Origin of the sequence: Streptomyces sp. NPDC002602 (assembly GCF_042889445.1) — a bacterium.
GTDB lineage: Bacteria > Actinomycetota > Actinomycetes > Streptomycetales > Streptomycetaceae > Streptomyces.
In genome coordinates, this window is record NZ_JBIAQX010000019.1 from 88,094 (window position 1) to 105,455 (window position 17,362).

The following is a 17,362-nucleotide window of genomic DNA, read 5'->3' on the forward strand; positions in this document are numbered from 1 at the left end:
TACCGGAACAGCCCGCCACCGCACCCAGGAACCAAGGAGCCTCGGATGCCCGATCCCGGGCCTTCCCCTCGGCAGTCCGGCCTGCCCGCAGCCGCGGTCCACTTCGCGACCCACGGCCACGGCCGGGGCATCGAGGCCTTCGGCGGCGGTCGGCCCGACCTCCCCCCGGCGCCCGCGCCGCCTCCGGCCCTACCGCTGCCCTCGGCACCCGCCCCGTTCTCGGCGCCCGCCCTGCCTGCCCTGCCTGCCCTGCCCGCCCTGCCCGCCCTGCCCGCGATGTCTGCGATGTCCGCACCCGCCGAAGTGGCCGTACCGACAGCGCCCGCTCCCGCCCTGCGGCGGATCCTGGGCGGTCCCAGCGGACTGGGGACGGCGGGGCTGTATCCGACCCGCCGCGAGGACGCGCCCGCCCCTTCCGTACCGGCCGCCGCGGGCAATCCGATCCCCGGGCTGCTCTACCACCCGGTGCCGGAACCCGACCCCGTGCGGGTCGAGGAGGTCGGTCGACGGATCAAGGCATGGGCGGTGGACGAGGTCGAGCTGTTCCCCCCGGACTGGGAGGACCAGTTCGACGGCTTCTCCCTGGGCCGGTACATGGTGGCCTGTCATCCGGACGCGCCGACCGTCGACCACGTGATGATCGCGACCCGGCTGATGGCCGCCGAGAACGCCCTCGACGACTGTTACTGCGAGGACCACGGGGGCTCGCCCGTCGGCCTCGGCGGACGCCTCCTGCTGGCGCACACCGCCCTCGACCCCCTCCACACGACGGCCGAGTACCAGCCGGCGTGGGCGGAGTCGCTCCATTGCGACGCCCCGCGGCGCGGCTACCGCTCGGCCATGGAGTACTTCGTGCGGGAGGCGAGCCCCTCCCAGGCCGACCGGTACCGGCACGACATGGCCCGGCTGCACCTGGGGTACCTCGCGGAGGCCGCCTGGGCGCAGACGGAATACGTTCCGCAGGTGTGGGAGTACCTGGCGATGCGGCAGTTCAACAACTTCCGCCCCTGCCCGACGATCACCGACACCGTCGGCGGCTACGAACTTCCGGCGGACCTGCACGCGCAGCCGGCCGTGCAACGGGTCATCGCGCTCGCCGGCAACGCCACCACCATCGTCAACGACTTGTACTCGTACACCAAGGAGCTCTCCGCCCCGGGACTCCACCTGAACCTGCCCGTGGTGATCGCCGAACGCGAGGACCTCTCGGCCCGCGACGCCTACCTGAAGGCGGTCGAGGTCCACAACGACCTCATGCGCTCCTTCGAGGACGCCGCCGCCGACCTGGCGGCCGCACTGCCCGACCCGAGCCTGCTGCGCTTCCTGCGGGGCGTGGCCGCCTGGGTCGACGGCAACCACCACTGGCACCAGACCAACACCTACCGCTACAGCCTGCCCGACTTCTGGTAAGGACGGATTCATCTGTGACCAGCATCGATCTCGGCACCGCCCCCGCTTCCGCGTTCATTCCCGGCCCGGCGACGCCCTATCAGGGTGACATCGCCCGCTACTGGGACCACGAGGCCCGGCCGGTGAACCTGCGCCTCGGCGATGTGGACGGGCTCTACCACCACCACTACGGCATCGGGGACGTCGACCACGCGGCCCTCGGTGACACCGACGACGGCGAGTACGAGAAGAGGCTGATCGCCGAACTCCACCGCCTGGAGTCCGCACAGACCGACGTGCTCCTCGACCACCTCGGTCCCATCGGGAACACCGACACGCTCGTGGACGCCGGCTGTGGTCGCGGCGGCTCGATGGTCATGGCCCACCAGCGGTTCGGATGCGACGTCGAGGGTGTCACCCTGTCCGCGAAGCAGGCCGAGTTCGCGAACCGGCGCGCCCGCGAGCTGGGCATCGAGCAGTCCGTCCAGGCCCGCGTCTGCAACATGCTCGACATGCCCTTCGAGACGGGCCGGGCCGCGGCCTCGTGGAACAACGAGTCGAGCATGTACGTCGACCTGCAGGACCTCTTCGCCGAGCACTCCCGCGTTCTCTCCGTCGGTGGCCGGTACGTGACGATCACCGGGTGCTGGAACCCCCGTTACGGCCAGCCCTCGAAGTGGGTCTCGCAGATCAACGCGCACTTCGAGTGCAACATCCACTCCCGTCGGGAGTACATGCGCGCCATGGCCGACAACCGTCTCGTGCCGCAGGCCGTCGTCGACCTGACGGCCGCGACCCTGCCGTACTGGGAGGCGCGGGCCACCTCCTCACTGGTCACAGGTATCGAGGAGGCGTTCATCAACTCCTACAAGGACGGCTCGTTCCAGTACCTCCTGATCGCGGCCGACCGCGTCTGAGGCCGACGCGGTGACTCCGCTTTGATCGACGCCGCGCGCCGGGGAGGGTCGCCGGTTCGCGCCGGGGCCGGTTCGTGCCGGGGTCGGTTCGCTCCCCCGCTCGTGGGACTCGTGGGAGGAGACCGGCCCCGGGGCTGGGGTGAGGGGGCGCTCGGCTCGGATTCGGGTTCCGCGAACGGGTGGACGTCCGAGAAGTGGGCACGGGCTGGGTGTGGACGATACGGAGAGCAGGCCCGAGGAGACGCCGCGGCTGCTGCGGGGTTTGACGGTGGACGCGACCAGGCCGGAGCAGCCCGTGCTGCTCGACGGCGCCGGCAACCCGATCGAGACCTGGCGCGAGAACTACCCGTACGACCACAGGATCGGCCGGGCGGAGTACGAGCGGCGCAAGCGGGTGCTGCAGATCGAGATGCTGAAGTTGCAGCGTTGGGTCCGCGAGAGCGGCCGGCGGCTGGTGGTGGTCTGCGAGGGGAGGGACGCGGCGGGCAAGGGCGGCACGATAAAACGGTTCACCGAGCGGCTCAACCCCCGTGGCGCACGGGTGGTCGCTCTCGGCACGCCCACCGAGACCGAGGCGAGCCAGTGGTACTTCCAGCGCTATGTCGCCCACCTTCCAGCGGCCGGGGAGATCGTCTTCTTCGACCGGTCCTGGTACAACCGGGCCGGCGTCGAGAGGGTCATGGGTTTCTGCGAGAAGGATCAGTACCGGTTGTTCCTCCGCCAGTGCCCCGACTTCGAGCGGATGCTGGTGGAGGACGGGCTGCTGTTGGTCAAGTTCTGGTTCTCGGTCTCCCGGGCCGAGCAGCGCACGCGTTTCGCGATCCGCCAGGTCGATCCCGTGCGCCAGTGGAAGCTCTCCCCCGTCGACCTCCAGTCGCTGGACCGGTGGCACGACTACACGACCGCGAAGGTCGACATGTTCCGGGCCACCGACACCACCCACGCGCCGTGGACCGTGGTGAAGAGCAACGACAAGCGGCGCGGCAGGCTGGAGGCCATGCGGAGCCTGCTGTCGCGGTTCGACTACGACAGCCGTGACCCGGACGCGATCGGGGAGCCCGATCCCCTCATCGTGGGAGCGGCGGGGACCCTGCTGGAGCCGGGCGAGGAGGACGTCGACCTCTCGCCGACCCCGCTGTCCCGTCCGGGTGGCCGCAGGGGCGATCACCCGGACGACTGAACCCGGGCCGCCCCTGGTGGGCGGCAGGCCTGTCGACCCTCGGACCCGGTGCCCTCGCATGTCGTGAACGGCGAGGAGCGCCGTGTGTGCCTACTGTCGGCAGGAAGGGGAGAGGCGGAGAGGTACGTCTCCGCGCGCACCGCCGCCGACGCGAAGGGCCGCCCGGGATGAGTGAACACGATGACGACCGCGCCGCACCCGACTCCGGCCACGACCGCCCGAGCGGGGTGAGCGACGAGACGGTGGAGGCGCTGGGGGCCCTGTCCAAGGCGTTGGAGACGACGGAACGGGCCCGCGGCCACCTCTACGGCTTCCACCAGCTCACCGGAACGGCCGACTTCGAACTCGACGACGCCGTCCGTCTCCTGCATCTCGCGGGCCACCACCGCGAGGCGGAAGCGGTCCGGCGCGAGATCGTCGGGCGCAACGTCATCCCCGGTCACTGGACCTTCCAGATCATCGAGGCGTACGACGCGACGTACCACCGCCCCTTCGTCGAGCTCGAACAGCAGATCGTGCGCGATCTCGCGCAGGGCCGGGACCACCTCTTCGAGGCCGAGCTGAAGGCGCGGCGCCGCACGACGGGCCATCCGGCCCACACCTCGGGTCCGAAGGGCACGGAGACCGACTGAGCGGTGTCGTTCCCGTGGTCGGAGCCGGCCACGGGGCGCCACGGTTGTCGTGAATGTCGCGGATGCCGGGGCGAGTGGGATGACCGAGGCTGGAAGTCGACGGGACATACCGCTCGTGAACGGACATGGAGGGCAGTCGTGGCTGCGCACGGAACCAACCCACCGCACCAGGTCGCTTCCCGCATCCCACCGACCGGTACCCATCCGGCCGATGCCCATCACTCGCGTATCACGCTGCGGGTCAACGGTTCGGATCACGTCCTCGACGTGGACCACCGCGCCACCCTGCTCGACGTCCTGCGCGAGCGGCTCGACCTCACCGGGTCCAAGAAGGGCTGCGACCACGGCCAGTGCGGTGCCTGCACCGTCCTGGTGGAGGGTCGGCGTGCCAACAGTTGCCTGCTGCTCGCCGTGGCGCGGGACGGAGCCGAGGTCACCACCGTCGAGGGACTCGCCGACGACGACGGCGCACTGCACCCGCTCCAGGAAGCCTTCCTGGAGCACGACGCCTTCCAGTGCGGCTACTGCACCCCCGGCCAGCTCTGTTCCGCGCTCGGAGTGCTGCGGGAGGCCGCCGCCGGCCATCCCTCGCACGTGACCGAGCCGGCCGCGACGGCGTCGACCGGCCCTGTCCTCCTCACCCCCGAAGAGGTCAGGGAACGACTCAGCGGCAACCTCTGCCGCTGCGGGGCGTACAACGGGATCGTCGACGCCGTATCGGACGTCTGGGCCCGACCGACCCCGCCGAAGAGCCCCGCCCCTGTTCCCGACCCGGCGGGAAGCCCCGCCCCGGGCACCGCCCCGCGCCCGGACGTGATCGTGTGAAGCCCTTCGCCTACGTGCGGGCCGGCAGCCTCCGGGAAGCCGCGGCCGCCTACGCAAGCCACCCCGGCTCCCGCTACCTCGGCGGCGGCACCAACCTCGTCGACCTCATGAAGCACGACGTCGAGACGCCCGGCACCCTCATCGACCTCACCCGGTTGCCCCTCCACGAGGTCGAGGAGCAGCCCGCGGGAGCGGTCCGCGTCGGAGCCCTCGTGCCCAACAGCGACCTGGCCGCGCATCCCCTCGTCCGATCCCGCTACCCCGCGCTCTCCCAGGCCCTGCTGGCCGGCGCGTCGGGACAGTTGCGCAATGTCGCCACCACCGGCGGGAACCTGCTCCAGCGCACCCGGTGCCCGTACTTCCAGGACGTGTCCAAGCCCTGCAACAAGCGCGAGCCCGGCACCGGCTGCGGTGCCCGCGAGGGCGTGCACCGCGATCACGCCGTGCTGGGCCATTCGGAGCAGTGCATCGCCACGCACCCCTCCGACATGGCGGTGGCCCTCGCCGCCCTGGACGCCGAGATCGAGCTGTACGGGGGCGAGGGGGCCACGCGGAGGGTGGCGGTGACGGAGTTCCACCGGCTGCCCGGCGAGGAGCCCGAGCGGGACACCGTCATCCGCCTTGGAGAGATCATCACCGCCGTGGTGCTGCCTCCCGCGCCCGCCGGAGCGGTCTCCCTCTACCGCAAGGCCCGCGACCGGGCCTCGTACGCCTTCGCCCTGGCCTCGGTGGCCGCCGTGCTCGAACTCGACGGAGGCCGCGTCCGGCACGTCGCGCTCGCCTTCGGAGGTCTGGCCCACCGGCCCTGGCGTGCCACAACGGCCGAGGAGCGACTGATCGGCGCCGAGCCCACGGACGCCGTCGTACGGGAAGCCGTCGGGGCCGAGCTGGCCCGGGCCCGGCCCCTGCGCGACAACGCGTTCAAGGTGGATCTGGCCCACCGTCTCGCCTGCGACGCGCTCGGCACCCTGATCCGGTCAGCCGGCGGACAGCCTCCCCTCCCCCGAACGCCTTGACCCGCCCGCACCGATCAGGAGAGGGAGCCGCCATGCGCCCCACCACCGCCCTCGGCAGCCCCGCCCCCCGGCGGGAGGGGCGCGAGAAGGTCACGGGAGCCGCCCGCTACGCGGCCGAGCACACACCGCCCCGCTGCGCCTACGCCTGGCCGGTGCCCGCCACCATCGTGCGCGGCCGCGTGACGGCCGTCGACGACGAGGTCGCCCTGTCCCTGCCGGGCGTGATCGGTGTGCTGTCCCCGTACAACGCGCCCCGTCTGGGTCCGTCGGACGACCCGACCCTGCTGCTGCTCCAGGACGTCCGGGTCCCCCACCGCGGTTGGTACGTGGCCGTCGCGATCGCCGAGACGCCGGAGAGCGCGCGGGCGGCCGCGTCCGCGGTCCGGGTCACCTACGAGAGCGATCCGCACGACGTCACCCTCACCGCCGACCACCCGGACGCCTACACCCCCGAGGAGGCCAACGGCGGCCATCCCGCCCACCGGGAGCAGGGCGATCCGGACGCGGCGCTGTCGGCGGCCCCCGTACAGGTCGATTGCGCCTACGCCGTGGCGCCGCTGCACAACCACCCCATGGAGCCGCACGCGGCGACCGCCGACTGGGACGCCGGGCGCGGACACCTGACCGTCCACGACTCCTGTCAGGGGGGCGGTGCGGTGCGGACGGCGCTGGCCGGCTTGTTCGGGCTGCCCGAGGAGGACGTCACCGTCGTCTCCGAGCACGTGGGCGGCGGGTTCGGTTCCAAGGGCACCCCGCGCCCGCACGTGGTCCTGGCCGCGATGGCCGCGCGCCACTGCGACCGGCCCGTCAAGCTGTCCCTGCCGCGCGGGCACCTGCCCGCGACGGTCGGTCACCGCGCGCCGACCCTGCACCGCGTCCGGCTGGGTGCCCGCGCGGACGGAACGCTCACCGCGCTGACGCACGAGGTCACCACCCACACGTCCCGCGTCCGCGAGTTCGTGGAACAGGCGGCCGTGCCGGCTCGTGTCATGTACGCGGTACCGGATGTTCGCACCACCCACCGCGCCGTCGCCCTGGACGTGCCCACCCCGTCATGGATGCGGGCCCCCGGGGAGGCCCCGGGCATGTACGCCCTGGAGTCGGCCATGGACGAACTGGCCGACGCGCTCGGCATCGACCCGGTGGAGCTGCGTCTGCGCAACGAGCCCCCGACCGAGCCCGACAGCGGGCGCCCCTTCAGCAGCCGCCACCTGGTGGAATGCCTGCGCGAGGGCGTCGAACGGTTCGGCTGGGCCGGCCGCCGCGATCCGTACCGGGACGGGCCGTTCCTCGTCGGGACGGGCATGGCCGCGGCCACCTATCCCGTGCTCATCGCGCCCTCGACCGCCCGCGCGCACGCCCGGCCGGACGGCGGCTACCTCGTCGAGATCAACGCCACCGACATCGGAACGGGCGCCCGCACGGTACTGGCACAGGTGGCCGCCGACGCCCTGCGGGTACCGCTCGACTCCGTGTCGATCGCCATCGGACACACCGGCCTGCCCGCCGCCTCGCTCGCCGGCGGTTCCTCGGGCACCGCCTCCTGGGGGTGGGCCGTGCACGACGCCTGCGCCGCCCTGACCGCGCGACTGGAACGCCATCGGGGCCCCCTGCCGGACGAGGGGTTGTCCGCGTCGGCGGACACCACGCAATCGGCCAAGCAGAAGTCCCCCTACGCCCGACACGCCTTCGGCGCGCACTTCGCCGAGGTGCGGGTGGACACGGTCACCGGGGAGGTCCGGGTGAGCCGCCTGCTGGGTGTCTTCGCCGCGGGGCACATCCTCAACCCGCGCACCGCGCGCTCCCAGTTCAAGGGCGGCATGGTGATGGGGATCGGCATGGCGCTGACCGAACACAGCACCGTGGACCCGGTGTTCGGCGACTTCACCGAGAACGACCTGGCCGGTTACCACGTGCCGGCGCACGCCGACGTGCCGGTCCTCGAAGCGCATTGGATCGACGAACACGACAAGCACCTCAACCCGATGGGCAGCAAGGGGATCGGCGAGATCGGAATCGTCGGGACCGCGGCCGCGATCGGGAACGCCGTGAGTCGCGCCACGGGTCGGCGCCTGCGCGAACTCCCCCTGACGCCGGACCGCGTCCTGTCCGCGCTCGACCGCCGGGACTGAGCCGGTCTCCCGGCGCACGTGTGGGGGGTGTCCACCCTCCACGGGGTGGACACCCCCCACACGTGCCTCGCGGACCGGGCCGGTTCAGGCGGGCCGGCCGCCGAACGGGGCGCCGGTGCCGTAGTACGTGCCCAGTTCCTCGTTGTAGCCCGCGTCGCCGAGGTGCTTGTCCCGGTGGAACTCGGGAGCGTTCTTGATCTGCTCCTTGGTCCGGTCGACGTGGATCTTCCGTTCCTCCACGTCGATCCGCCTGATCGTCCCGGCCGGCAGGAGGACCTCCTTGCCGAAGATCCAGGGACCCGTGTCGACCACGAGGTACGAGGAACCGACCTCGTCGGAGTGCTTGTCCACCTTGCCGATGGAACCGTCCTCGGCCTCGACCTTGTAACCCGTCAGATCGGCACCGGCCGTTCGGCCGGACGTCTCGCGGTAACCCCACACGTCGTCGGACATGAGAACAACTCCTTCACACTCGTCGGTGGCGACGGCCGCTTCCTCCCGGAGCCCGCGAACCACGGGAACCGGAGCGGCGCGAGTCCGTCGAAAGGGCGCCTGCCCTCAAAGATCCGATCCACACGGATGGTGGTCGTTCGTCACCCTCGACGATCGCTCTGGACGGCCGCGGCTTCGGCGCGTCCGTGATCGGGCCCGGAGCCGGGAACGCGCCACATCGGCCAGAGGGGCGGGCCTCCGCCCGGCAGCCGGATCTCGCCGGTGACGCGGAAGCCGAACCTCTCGTAGAAGGGGACGTTCGAGGCCTTGCTGGACTCCAGGTAGACGGGTTCCCCGAGTCGGTCGCAGTGGGCCAACTGCTCGCGCACGAGGGCCGAGCCGACTCCCGTGCCCTGGAACGCCGGGTCGGTTCCCAGGGAGGGCAGGTACCAGTGGGGTCCCTCGGGGTGGCTTTCGTGCAGGGCGTTCTCCACCTCGGCCGCTCGCCGCAGCCCTCGTACGCCGAACGTGCGCGCGTAGCCGGGAAGGGCCGCGAGTTCCCGCGCCGCGGAGGGCTGCCAGCGGCCCGGGCCCGACCAGAGCGCGGCGGCCAGCAGTTCTCCCCCGCGGGTCGCGGCCACTCGGACGGCGCCGGCGCGCGGGCGCTGCTGCCGCGAGATCAGCTTGAAGAAGCGGGCGGTCCCGCGCGCCCGACGGGCCGGTTCGGGGAACATCCAGACCATGACCGGGTCGTCGGCGAAGGACCGGGCCAGGAGCGCGGCGACCGCGCCCGATTCGGTGGGGCGCGCGCACCGGATCCCATACCCGGCGGACGGCAGCACTGTACGTACGTTCATGGGGCCACGGTAGGCAGTGCGACGGGGCCACCCCGCCGCGCTTCGACGGACACGCCGGACACGCTGCCGGACGGCCCCACAGCCGGTCGACCGGCGGGCCGAGGGTCGGGGCGGCGGTCCGCACGTAAGGAATTCGTCATCACCGCGGACGCGCCGTCCGAGCCCTTGATCGCATTGAATGCGGTGAGACAGATGAACAGTGAGCACGACGAGGGAGCGGCAGTGGGAGACAGGAAGCGGCGCGGACGGCTGATCGCCGGGGCGCTGATCGTGGCCGGGGCGGTGCTGGGGATCGGGCTGTACTGGCTCCAGCCGTGGAAGCTCTGGCAGAACGAGACCGTCAGCGAGGCGCTCCCGACGGCCGGCCCCACGAACTCCTTCGACGCCGGTGGCGGTGGCGGTACCGGTCCACGAACCCTCGCCCAGGGCTCGCTGATCAGCCACGAGCACACCACCACGGGCACGGTGAAGCTCATCGGCCTCCCCGACGGCTCCCGCACGCTCCGCCTGGAGAACCTCGACACCAGCAACGGTCCCGACCTGCGGGTCTTGCTGACCGATGCCCCGGTCAAGGAGGGGGTGGGCGGCTGGCGCGTGTTCGATGACGGCAAGTACGTCAGCCTGGGCAAGCTCAAGGGCAACAAGGGCGACCAGAACTACGCGATCCCCGCGGGGCTGAACCTCTCCGACTACAGCAGTGTCACCATCTGGTGCGACCGCTTCGACGTCTCCTTCGGGGCGGCCGAGCTGCCCGGCACCTGACCGGCGTTGCGTTCGGGCGCCGCGCTCCGCGCAAGGCGCGCCCTCCGCGGTGAAACCCGGTCTTCCGGGTAGCGGAGGGGAGACCAGTGGCAACGCACGGAGGAGAAGAGAACCATGGCGTCTTCATTGCTCGAAGCTGTCGACATCAAGGCACCCGTCGAGGTGAGTTGGGCGCTCTGGAAGGACGTCGAGCGCTGGCCGTCGTTCCTCAGTCACGTCAAGCACGTCGAGCGCATCGACTCGCGCACGTTCGCCTGGCAGGTGTCCCTGCCGGGCGCGGACAAGAGCTTCGTGGCGGAACTCACGGAGGTGATTCCGCAGGAGCGCATCGCCTGGCGTACGACCGAGGGCGTCCACCACGCGGGTGTGGTCACCTTCCATCGGCTCAGCGACACGGAGAGCCGGGTGACGCTTCAGATCGAGTACGACCCGAAGGGTTTCGTGGAGCGCCTGGGCGCGCTCACCAACCTCGACTCGACCCTGGCCAACTACGACTTGGGCGAGTTCCAGCGAATGGCCGAGCAAGGGGCCTGAGCTGACCGGGCGAGGGGCCTGAGCTGACCGGGCGAGGGGCTTGAACGTGACCGGGCGAGGGCGTCCCCGGCAACGTGGCGGACGCCCGGCCGTGGTTCGGATGTGCCCGTCCGGAGTAGAGGAGTACCGATACTTCAGGTCGGGCGTCGGGCCATCGGGGTGATCTCCCGTTCCCTGTAGGGCTCTTGGAGCGTTCTCGGCTCGGACGCGGCACCGTTCGTGACGCGTCGTTCCGATATCCATGGGAGTCATCATGCGTATGCGTTCCGCTCTGACCGCGACCGTTCTCGCCGCCGGCGTTCTGTTGGGTGGTGCCGGGGCCGCCCTGGCGAACGGCGGGGGCAGCATCGAGGGAGAGTACTTCTCCGGAGGCGCGTCGCGGTTCCAGTCCGACTGCTCTTCGGCCGCGGCGATCCCGGCGCGTGTCGGACCGGTCTTCACCCAGGCGTGTGCGGTCGAGGCCGAGCGCGAGCACGCCGAGTTCGGCCACTTCACCGGCTTCGGTCACTGACCCACGAGGACTCCGGGGGCCCCGCCGACGGCGGGGCCCCCGACTTGTTCACCCTTGCGCATCGGGTGGGTGGCGGTCCCAGCGGGCGAGCCGGTCCGGGCGGGGCCCCGGGGGCGTGCCGGTCGGCGACGCGGCCCATGTGTCGCGGCCACACCGACAGACGTAACCACCGTGGGTGACATCGCGGTCACTGTCGCGTACGGGCGGATACCCGGGCCGCGCGCACCGCTGTCACCGGGCCCGACGGGCGTCCGAACGCCTCCGCCGGCAGCAGGCGGAAGAGTCCCGGCGTGCCGGGGCGAGCGCTCCCCCGCACCCTGGAGACATGGCTACAGACGGACTGCGCGTGATCGTGGACCCGCCCGACGAGCACGGCGGGCGTCGGGTCCTCATCGACGGGAAGGTCCTCGGTACCGCCCTGGGGCCCGCCGATGTGCTCGAATTGCTGCGCCGGGCCGGACTCGACCCCGACGAGATCGCCCCCTACGGGGCGGGCCTCATCGAATGGCAGGGTGGCGGCCCCGCGGAATGGGGCGGACACCAGGGGCGCCACTGAGAACCCCACATCCCCATCAGCGCCACGTTCACGGCCCGCCCGAGGCCGCCGCGCGGGCCACCGCCCCTGACCTGCGCGAGGCCACCGCTCCCGAGGTGCGCGAGCACGTGCGCCTCGGCGGCCGGATCGTCCCGTACCACGCGGGCTCTTCGGGGCCGCAAGCCATTTCCGACGACGCGACCCCCGTACCCGCCGATTCCGGCCAACCTCTCCCGTGCCGACGCCCGGGAGCCCGACGGCACCCGAACACGATCAGCTGCCGTGCCAAGGGGGCCGCCCCCGAGAGGTCGGCCAGATCCCGCTGCTCCGGCCGCCGGCCTGCGCTCTACTCACTCCCTCCGGTTCCCCGCGACCACGCGACCGCCCCGCCGCACACAGCGCGGACGGGTCGGCCTTGCCTGCGCGGACTCGGGCGAACCGGCCTCCAAGGCAACCTGGTTGAAGGGGAATCGAGATGTCCGAGCCGCAGGTCGAGACAGAGAAAACCGCCGCGCCACCGGCCCCTCCGGAGTTCACGTACACCTGGGGCCGGCACAACGAGACCATGGAGGCGCTGTCGCTCGGGCAGATGGCCCGCCGCGTCCCCTCCGCCCTCCGGCAGACCGCTCGGCTCGCCCTCGCCGTGAACCGCACCGCCTTCCACGTGTTGATCGGCGCCCAGATCCTGGGCGGGATCTGCACGGCGGCCGCCCTCGCGGCGGTCTCCCGCGCGATGGTGCCGCTCCTGGCCGGCGACGGAGTCCGGGAACGGATCGCGGACGCGGCCTGGCCGCTGGTCATCGCCGCGGCGATGACCGCGCTCGGCGCGCTGGCCTCCCTCGCCTGCGGCAGCGCGGCGCGGCGCCTCAATCCCGGCATGGCGACCCTCGCCGACCTCGCCATGGTCGACGCCCACATGGACGTCGAGCTCGCCGCGTACGACGCGCCCGACTTCACCGAGCGGTCGGAGGCCGCCGAGACCGGATCCGCCCGCTCCGCCATGCTCCTGCAGGACGCCCTCGGGTTCACCGGTGGCCTCATCGACATGATCGCCGTGGCTTCGGTGCTCGCCTTGGTCCACCCCGTCCTGCTGCCGCTGCTCCTGCTGTCGGTGGTGCCCCGCGGGCTCGGATCGGTGTACGCCGCACGGCTCGACCACCGTATCCACAACCAGACGATCGCCTCGCGCAACATCAAGCACATGATGCGCTGGCACCTGACCACCCCGAAGCTCGCCGACGAGCTGCGCGGCAACGGCATGCGGCCGTACGCCCACCACTGGTACGCGGCCGTCTGTGAGCGGATCGACTCCAGGATGGTCGCCTCCGCGCCCCGCTACCTCCTGGTTCACCTGATCGCAGCCACCGCCTCCGGTGTCTTCGTCGTGGCGACCTACGGTGCGCTGGCCGGGCTCGCCGCCGGCGGGTACATGGCCCTCGCGGCGGCCGGCACGGCGATCGTGGCGATGCGGACGTCCACCGCGGCCCTCTCACAGCTCGTCGTCTACGGGGCGGCCATGTTCCAGCACGCGCTCTACCTCGGTGACTACACCGCCTTCGTCGAGGAGGCCGCCGAGAAGTCCGGCCCGCGCGGCCCCCAGGTGATGGAGGCCGCTCCGGAGAAGATCCGGCTGGAGGAGGCCGGCTACACCTACCCCGGCAAGGACACCCCGGCGCTCGGACCCATCTCCCTCACCCTCTCGCGGGGCGAGGTCGTCGCCGTCATCGGGGAGAACGGTGCGGGCAAGTCCACCCTGATCCGTCTGCTGACCTCGCTGACGGCCCCGACCTGCGGCACCGTCGCCTGGGACGGTGTCCCGACCTCCGATGCCGACCAGCGCAGCGCCTGGCGACACGTCGGCCTCGTCACCCAGTCGTACGGGTACTGGCCGTTCTCCGCGCGGGAGAACATCACGCTCGGCCGGCCCGATCCGCGCGGTGAGGAAGCCGTGTGGGAGGCCCTGGACGCCGTGGGCATGCGGACGGCCGTCGAGGAGTTCCCGAACGGCCTGGACACCCTCCTGGCGCGCTCGTTCTGGGGCGGGCACGAGCCCTCCGGCGGTCAGTGGCAACGCCTGGCGTGTGGGCGCGCGTTCCACAGGAAGCCGGGCCTGCTGGTCATGGACGAGCCGACGAGCGCGATGGATCCGCGCGGGGAGCACATGGTGTTCTCGGGCCTGCGGGACATGAAGCAGGACCGGATCACGGTGATCGTCACGCACCGGTTGGAGAACTGCCGTCTGGCCGACCGCATCGTCGTCCTGGACGGCGGCCGGATCGTGGAGCAGGGTTCCTTCGAAGAGCTCGCGCACCTGGACGGGGGCCGGTTCCACGAGTTGTACGCACTCTCCCTGGACCGCTGACACCTTGCGGTGTCGCTCCGGGTTCCGCGGAGCGGGAGCCTGACGCCGCCCGTGTTCCGAGCCGCCACGACGGCGGACGGAGCACGGGCGGCGCCCCTCCACCGCGCCGCCGTGCCGGTCAGGGGCGACCGGTGTCCGCGACCGCTCCCGCTCGGCTGGGTTCGGGGGTCGACTGCCGCAGTTCGGCGAGGAGTTCGCTCTGGCCCACCAGCAGTTCGGTCAGGATGCGGCGGGCCGCGCGAAGGAGCTCGGCGACGTCGCCGCCGGCCAGGGCGTAGCTGACGGTCGAGCCGTCGCGAATGGAGACGACGATGCCCGAGCGGCGCAGGACGCCGAGTTGTTGGGAGAGGTTGGAGGCCTCTATGTCGATCTCGGCCAGGAGTTCGCGTACGGGCATCGGTCCGCTCTGCAGGAGTTCGAGGACGCGGATACGGACGGGGTGCCCGAGCATCCGGAAGAACTCGGCCTTCGCCTGGTACAGAGGGACCTGCATTCCCACGAATGCTCCTGCTGTCGAGGGGACATGGGGGCGGCAGGCGGTGCGGCCCCGCCGGTCTCCAGCCTTCCGCCCGTCGGGCCCACGCGCGCCACCTATGAACGGTTTCGGATGTGCCGAGTTGAAGATTTCTTCAACTCGTGGGCATGCGTGGGCCCTTGAACACCGCTGTTTAGAGCTCCAGTGCTTCCTCGATGCGCTTGAGCTGGTGGCGGGCCATGGCGAGGTTGGAGTTGCGCTTGTCGAGGACCACGTACAGGAACAGCCCGTTGGTCCCGCGGCCCTTGAGCAGCCGGATCAGGTGGTACTGGCTGCCGAGGGTGATGAGCAGGTCCTCGATGTCGTCCTGTAAACCCAGCATCTCCATGGTGCGGTTCTTCGCACGGATGACGTCCGTGTTGCCGGCGGCGGCGACCAACAGGTCAAGGTCCTTGCCGCCGCCCAGGGTTCCCAGGGCCATGCCGCTGGTGTAGTCGACCAGCGCGACACCCAGCGCGCCCTCGATCGAGGTCATCGTCTCCTTCAAGGAGACTTCCACATTCGCCATCGTCGCCCACTCCCTCACTGCTCTTCGCCGATGCGTCGACGCCCGGAGGTCGCGCGGTTGTTCACCGACGATCCGGGCTGTTTGCGCTCACCACGCTAGTGATCGTTCGTGGCGACGGGAGCGGAACGGAGCGTTTGGCTCGATTTCCCCCTTCCCTCGGGTCTGCGGTTCAGCGCAGGCCGATGGTGAACGAGGCCCGGTAGCCGGCGCCGTCGGCGACCGGGCCGAGCGTCAGGAGCTTCCCCTTCGCCGCGAAGCGGTCGTCGCGGGTGTTGGGGTGGGCCGGGGCCTTGCGGCGGGAGTACGGGTCGTGGCGGTACACCTGCCGCAACAGGCCCTCGGGCAGGAAGAGTTGGGTGGCGGCTTCGGTGCGCTGGTCGGGGTGCACCTTGACGTGGACGTGCGGGGCGATGTGCGCGTACCAGCCGGGCACGATCGTCCGGAAGGACACCTTCCCGGAGCCGTCCGTGCGTTGGGTGCCGCGCAGGAACGTCGCCCCGTCGGCCGAGTACTTCCCGAGGGCGTCCGCCTGCCAGACGTCCACGGCGATGCCGGCCAGGGGCCGGCATCCCCGCGCGGCCCGCACCACCGTCAGGTCCAGGTGCAACGGCACCCCACCGCGGTCCTCCACGATGTCCGAGCGGACCTGCGCGTCGGCCACGTAGTAGGGGCCTTCGCCGGACTCCGGTGACAGGACGCAGGTGGGAACGGTCGCGGGCCCGGTCGCCGTGCCCGCCGAAGCGGTGACCGGTACGGTCGCGACCCGATCGGGCGACCCGGCCTTCGACGTACTGCCCGCGCAGCCCGAAGCGAGGGCCGCGACGCCGGCCGAACCGGCGGCTCGCAGGACCGCGCGACGGCTCGTGGAGGAAGGATCGGGATCGGCCATGGGACACCCCCGGGAAGGCTCGTGGACGGCTTCACCCTGCCCCACCCCGGGACTCGATGCCGCCCGCCGCACTCGAAGAGCCACCCGTACGCTCCGCCGGCCTGGGCGGCACTCCACCGTGCGGGTGACATCCCTACGGCCGACCCCGGTGCCGGGGACCGGCGGGTGCGGTGCTCGCACCGGGGTGCGTCTGCTCGGCCTGCCGCGGTGAGTGGTGCTCCGACAGTCGTCCTGGTCGGCCCTCTGCACGTGCCGGCCCCGCCACCTGTCGAAGTCACCGGAACGGGGCCGTCGTTGCGCATGGCCGACAGCCCGGAGGCGGCGATCACGTGGTGAACACCACGTCCGCGCCGATTGTCCGAACACGCGTATCGGGACATGAGACGCGAGCCGACGGGCAGATGATGACGGCATGAACCCGCCCACGACAGCCGAAGGACCCCACGGCTCCACGCCCTGCGGGGAAGACGGTCACGTGGCCACCACCGGCCTCGCGCCCCTCCTCTCCGCGTCCGGCACCGCGCCCCCGGTCCCCGCCACCGCTGCGGCGGCCCGCGCCGTCGTCCGCGACCTGCTCGGGTACGCGGGAATCAACCTGGACAGCGTCACGGCCGCGGACGCACTCCTGGTGGCCTCCGAGCTCGTCACCAACGCGATCCGCCACGGCGGCGGCCTCACCGCCTTCCACGGCGAGCTCACCGATCACGGACTGCGGCTCTCCGTCGCGGACACGAGTCCCCACCCGCCCGCCACCCGGCCCAGGACCGGCGAGCCGGGTCAGACGGGCGGGTACGGATGGCCGCTCGTTCAACGCCTGTCCGAGCGGGTCGACGTCCACACCCACGTGCACGGCAAGACCATCACCGCGGTGCTGCGCCTCCTCTGAGGCCGCCCGCCGAGCCCCTCCCACGGCGACGGTCGCCCTCGTCGTGACCGGGGCGAGTGCCCGTGCGGACCGCGACCGGGCGGCCGGCGGTCGGTGGACGGCTACGGGGCGACGGCCACCGCGGGGGCTTCGTCCAGTTCCCAGGCGTGGCGCTTGAACTCGCGCGCGAAGTCGGCGTGGTCCTCCCACTGTCGGGCGATGCCGCGCAGCACGTCCCAGTGGTGCTCGACCGCCTGGTCGATGACCCGGCGGACCGCCGGGTCCGCCGCGTCCCGCTGCCCGATGAGCGTCTTGGCCACGGACGCCTCCAGTGCCGCGTTGCGCAGCGCGCGCAGGGCGCGGGAGGTGTCGTCCATGGCGAAGCCGTTCTCGCTGCCCGTCTCCTCGGCGAAGAGCGGGGTGAGCCGCGCCTCGATGAATGCGGTGATCCGCTCGAAGTAACGTACGTCCATCGTGGGCT

19 protein-coding genes are annotated in these 17,362 nt (G+C 71.7%); 13 read left to right on the forward strand and 6 right to left on the reverse strand.

The features are described from left to right. Positions 1 to 45 precede the first annotated feature (45 nt). From ACFYW3_RS33685 to ACFYW3_RS33715, 7 genes are all read left to right on the forward strand, one after another. Positions 46 to 1,410: a family 2 encapsulin nanocompartment cargo protein terpene cyclase gene (locus tag ACFYW3_RS33685; protein WP_389388318.1), complete on the forward strand. Its 1,365-nt coding sequence runs from the start codon at positions 46 to 48 to the stop codon at positions 1,408 to 1,410. A 14-nt stretch (positions 1,411 to 1,424) separates the two neighbouring features. Further along, positions 1,425 to 2,306 carry a geranyl diphosphate 2-C-methyltransferase gene (locus ACFYW3_RS33690; RefSeq protein ID WP_351752710.1) on the forward strand — a complete coding sequence of 294 codons (882 nt, stop codon included), beginning with the start codon at positions 1,425 to 1,427 and terminating at the stop codon, positions 2,304 to 2,306. Positions 2,307 to 2,517: 211 nt separating this feature from the next. After that, positions 2,518 to 3,486: a polyphosphate kinase 2 gene (ppk2, locus tag ACFYW3_RS33695; RefSeq protein ID WP_351752707.1), complete on the forward strand. Its 969-nt coding sequence runs from the start codon at positions 2,518 to 2,520 to the stop codon at positions 3,484 to 3,486. Positions 3,487 to 3,653: 167 nt separating this feature from the next. Next, the gene (locus ACFYW3_RS33700; protein ID WP_351752704.1) at positions 3,654 to 4,118 is read left to right on the forward strand and encodes a hypothetical protein; all 465 of its coding nucleotides are present in this window, start codon (positions 3,654 to 3,656) and stop codon (positions 4,116 to 4,118) included. 183 nt (positions 4,119 to 4,301) lie between these two features. Beyond that, positions 4,302 to 4,943, forward strand: a complete 642-nt coding sequence (locus tag ACFYW3_RS33705) for a 2Fe-2S iron-sulfur cluster-binding protein (protein WP_389388343.1) — start codon at positions 4,302 to 4,304, stop codon at positions 4,941 to 4,943. Next, entirely contained in the window at positions 4,940 to 5,959 is a 1,020-nt protein-coding gene (locus tag ACFYW3_RS33710) for an FAD binding domain-containing protein (RefSeq protein ID WP_389388319.1), read from the forward strand. Before ACFYW3_RS33705 ends, ACFYW3_RS33710 begins: the two co-directional genes overlap by 4 nt. A 32-nt stretch (positions 5,960 to 5,991) precedes the next feature. Continuing rightward, positions 5,992 to 8,091 (forward strand): xanthine dehydrogenase family protein molybdopterin-binding subunit, encoded by a 2,100-nt coding sequence (locus tag ACFYW3_RS33715; protein ID WP_351752699.1) that lies wholly within the window; start codon positions 5,992 to 5,994, stop codon positions 8,089 to 8,091. Between the two features lie 84 nt (positions 8,092 to 8,175). Here the strand turns inward: ACFYW3_RS33715 and ACFYW3_RS33720 are convergent, their stop codons facing one another. Both ACFYW3_RS33720 and ACFYW3_RS33725 read right to left on the reverse strand, forming a co-directional pair. Next, entirely contained in the window at positions 8,176 to 8,544 is a 369-nt protein-coding gene (locus ACFYW3_RS33720) for a PRC-barrel domain-containing protein (protein WP_351752696.1), read from the reverse strand. 140 nt (positions 8,545 to 8,684) lie between these two features. Beyond that, entirely contained in the window at positions 8,685 to 9,380 is a 696-nt protein-coding gene (locus ACFYW3_RS33725; protein WP_389388320.1) for a GNAT family N-acetyltransferase, read from the reverse strand. Positions 9,381 to 9,572: 192 nt separating this feature from the next. Here ACFYW3_RS33725 and ACFYW3_RS33730 point away from each other — a divergent pair, with 192 nt between their 5' ends. The 5 genes from ACFYW3_RS33730 (at position 9,573) to ACFYW3_RS33750 (ending at position 14,084) form a co-directional block, all read left to right on the forward strand. Continuing rightward, the gene (locus ACFYW3_RS33730; protein WP_389388321.1) at positions 9,573 to 10,142 is read left to right on the forward strand and encodes a DM13 domain-containing protein; all 570 of its coding nucleotides are present in this window, start codon (positions 9,573 to 9,575) and stop codon (positions 10,140 to 10,142) included. A 114-nt stretch (positions 10,143 to 10,256) separates the two neighbouring features. Beyond that, the gene (locus tag ACFYW3_RS33735; RefSeq protein ID WP_351752688.1) at positions 10,257 to 10,676 is read left to right on the forward strand and encodes an SRPBCC family protein; all 420 of its coding nucleotides are present in this window, start codon (positions 10,257 to 10,259) and stop codon (positions 10,674 to 10,676) included. Between the two features lie 253 nt (positions 10,677 to 10,929). Continuing rightward, the gene (locus ACFYW3_RS33740) at positions 10,930 to 11,187 is read left to right on the forward strand and encodes a hypothetical protein (RefSeq protein ID WP_389388322.1); all 258 of its coding nucleotides are present in this window, start codon (positions 10,930 to 10,932) and stop codon (positions 11,185 to 11,187) included. A gap of 325 nt (positions 11,188 to 11,512) precedes the next feature. Beyond that, a complete protein-coding gene (locus ACFYW3_RS33745) occupies positions 11,513 to 11,743 on the forward strand; it encodes a hypothetical protein (protein WP_351763159.1) in 231 nt (76 codons plus the stop codon). Between the two features lie 454 nt (positions 11,744 to 12,197). Next, positions 12,198 to 14,084 carry an ATP-binding cassette domain-containing protein gene (locus ACFYW3_RS33750; protein ID WP_389388323.1) on the forward strand — a complete coding sequence of 629 codons (1,887 nt, stop codon included), beginning with the start codon at positions 12,198 to 12,200 and terminating at the stop codon, positions 14,082 to 14,084. Between the two features lie 118 nt (positions 14,085 to 14,202). Here ACFYW3_RS33750 and ACFYW3_RS33755 read toward each other — a convergent pair whose 3' ends face one another. From ACFYW3_RS33755 to ACFYW3_RS33765, 3 genes are all read right to left on the reverse strand, one after another. Further along, complete coding sequence (locus ACFYW3_RS33755; protein WP_267797750.1) at positions 14,203 to 14,577, reverse strand: helix-turn-helix transcriptional regulator; 375 nt, start codon at positions 14,575 to 14,577, stop codon at positions 14,203 to 14,205. A 175-nt stretch (positions 14,578 to 14,752) separates the two neighbouring features. Next, positions 14,753 to 15,127, reverse strand: a complete 375-nt coding sequence (locus ACFYW3_RS33760) for a hypothetical protein (protein ID WP_053683000.1) — start codon at positions 15,125 to 15,127, stop codon at positions 14,753 to 14,755. A gap of 169 nt (positions 15,128 to 15,296) precedes the next feature. Then, positions 15,297 to 16,016, reverse strand: coding sequence for an intradiol ring-cleavage dioxygenase (locus tag ACFYW3_RS33765; RefSeq protein ID WP_389388324.1), 720 nt, complete (start codon positions 16,014 to 16,016; stop codon positions 15,297 to 15,299). Between the two features lie 412 nt (positions 16,017 to 16,428). Between ACFYW3_RS33765 and ACFYW3_RS33770 the strand changes: the two genes are divergently transcribed. Then, complete coding sequence (locus ACFYW3_RS33770) at positions 16,429 to 16,902, forward strand: ATP-binding protein (RefSeq protein WP_389388325.1); 474 nt, start codon at positions 16,429 to 16,431, stop codon at positions 16,900 to 16,902. Between the two features lie 101 nt (positions 16,903 to 17,003). Here the strand turns inward: ACFYW3_RS33770 and ACFYW3_RS33775 are convergent, their stop codons facing one another. Continuing rightward, positions 17,004 to 17,354 (reverse strand): hypothetical protein, encoded by a 351-nt coding sequence (locus ACFYW3_RS33775; protein ID WP_351763167.1) that lies wholly within the window; start codon positions 17,352 to 17,354, stop codon positions 17,004 to 17,006. Positions 17,355 to 17,362 lie beyond the last annotated feature (8 nt).

Excerpts from the sequence above, each read along its gene's own strand:
- ACFYW3_RS33750 (WP_389388323.1), top strand. The coding sequence starts at position 12,198 with ATGTCCGAGCCGCAGGTCGAGACAGAGAAAACCGCCGCGCCACCGGCC.
- ACFYW3_RS33760 (WP_053683000.1), bottom strand. The coding sequence starts at position 15,127 with ATGGCGAATGTGGAAGTCTCCTTGAAGGAGACGATGACCTCGATCGAG.
- ACFYW3_RS33740 (WP_389388322.1), top strand. The coding sequence starts at position 10,930 with ATGCGTATGCGTTCCGCTCTGACCGCGACCGTTCTCGCCGCCGGCGTT.
- ACFYW3_RS33770 (WP_389388325.1), top strand. The coding sequence starts at position 16,429 with ATGAACCCGCCCACGACAGCCGAAGGACCCCACGGCTCCACGCCCTGC.
- ACFYW3_RS33685 (WP_389388318.1), top strand. The coding sequence starts at position 46 with ATGCCCGATCCCGGGCCTTCCCCTCGGCAGTCCGGCCTGCCCGCAGCC.
- ACFYW3_RS33775 (WP_351763167.1), bottom strand. The coding sequence starts at position 17,354 with ATGGACGTACGTTACTTCGAGCGGATCACCGCATTCATCGAGGCGCGG.
- ACFYW3_RS33755 (WP_267797750.1), bottom strand. The coding sequence starts at position 14,577 with ATGCAGGTCCCTCTGTACCAGGCGAAGGCCGAGTTCTTCCGGATGCTC.
- ACFYW3_RS33715 (WP_351752699.1), top strand. The coding sequence starts at position 5,992 with ATGCGCCCCACCACCGCCCTCGGCAGCCCCGCCCCCCGGCGGGAGGGG.
- ACFYW3_RS33725 (WP_389388320.1), bottom strand. The coding sequence starts at position 9,380 with ATGAACGTACGTACAGTGCTGCCGTCCGCCGGGTATGGGATCCGGTGC.
- ACFYW3_RS33700 (WP_351752704.1), top strand. The coding sequence starts at position 3,654 with ATGAGTGAACACGATGACGACCGCGCCGCACCCGACTCCGGCCACGAC.
- ACFYW3_RS33745 (WP_351763159.1), top strand. The coding sequence starts at position 11,513 with ATGGCTACAGACGGACTGCGCGTGATCGTGGACCCGCCCGACGAGCAC.
- ACFYW3_RS33720 (WP_351752696.1), bottom strand. The coding sequence starts at position 8,544 with ATGTCCGACGACGTGTGGGGTTACCGCGAGACGTCCGGCCGAACGGCC.
- ACFYW3_RS33730 (WP_389388321.1), top strand. The coding sequence starts at position 9,573 with ATGAACAGTGAGCACGACGAGGGAGCGGCAGTGGGAGACAGGAAGCGG.
- ACFYW3_RS33735 (WP_351752688.1), top strand. The coding sequence starts at position 10,257 with ATGGCGTCTTCATTGCTCGAAGCTGTCGACATCAAGGCACCCGTCGAG.
- ACFYW3_RS33765 (WP_389388324.1), bottom strand. The coding sequence starts at position 16,016 with ATGGCCGATCCCGATCCTTCCTCCACGAGCCGTCGCGCGGTCCTGCGA.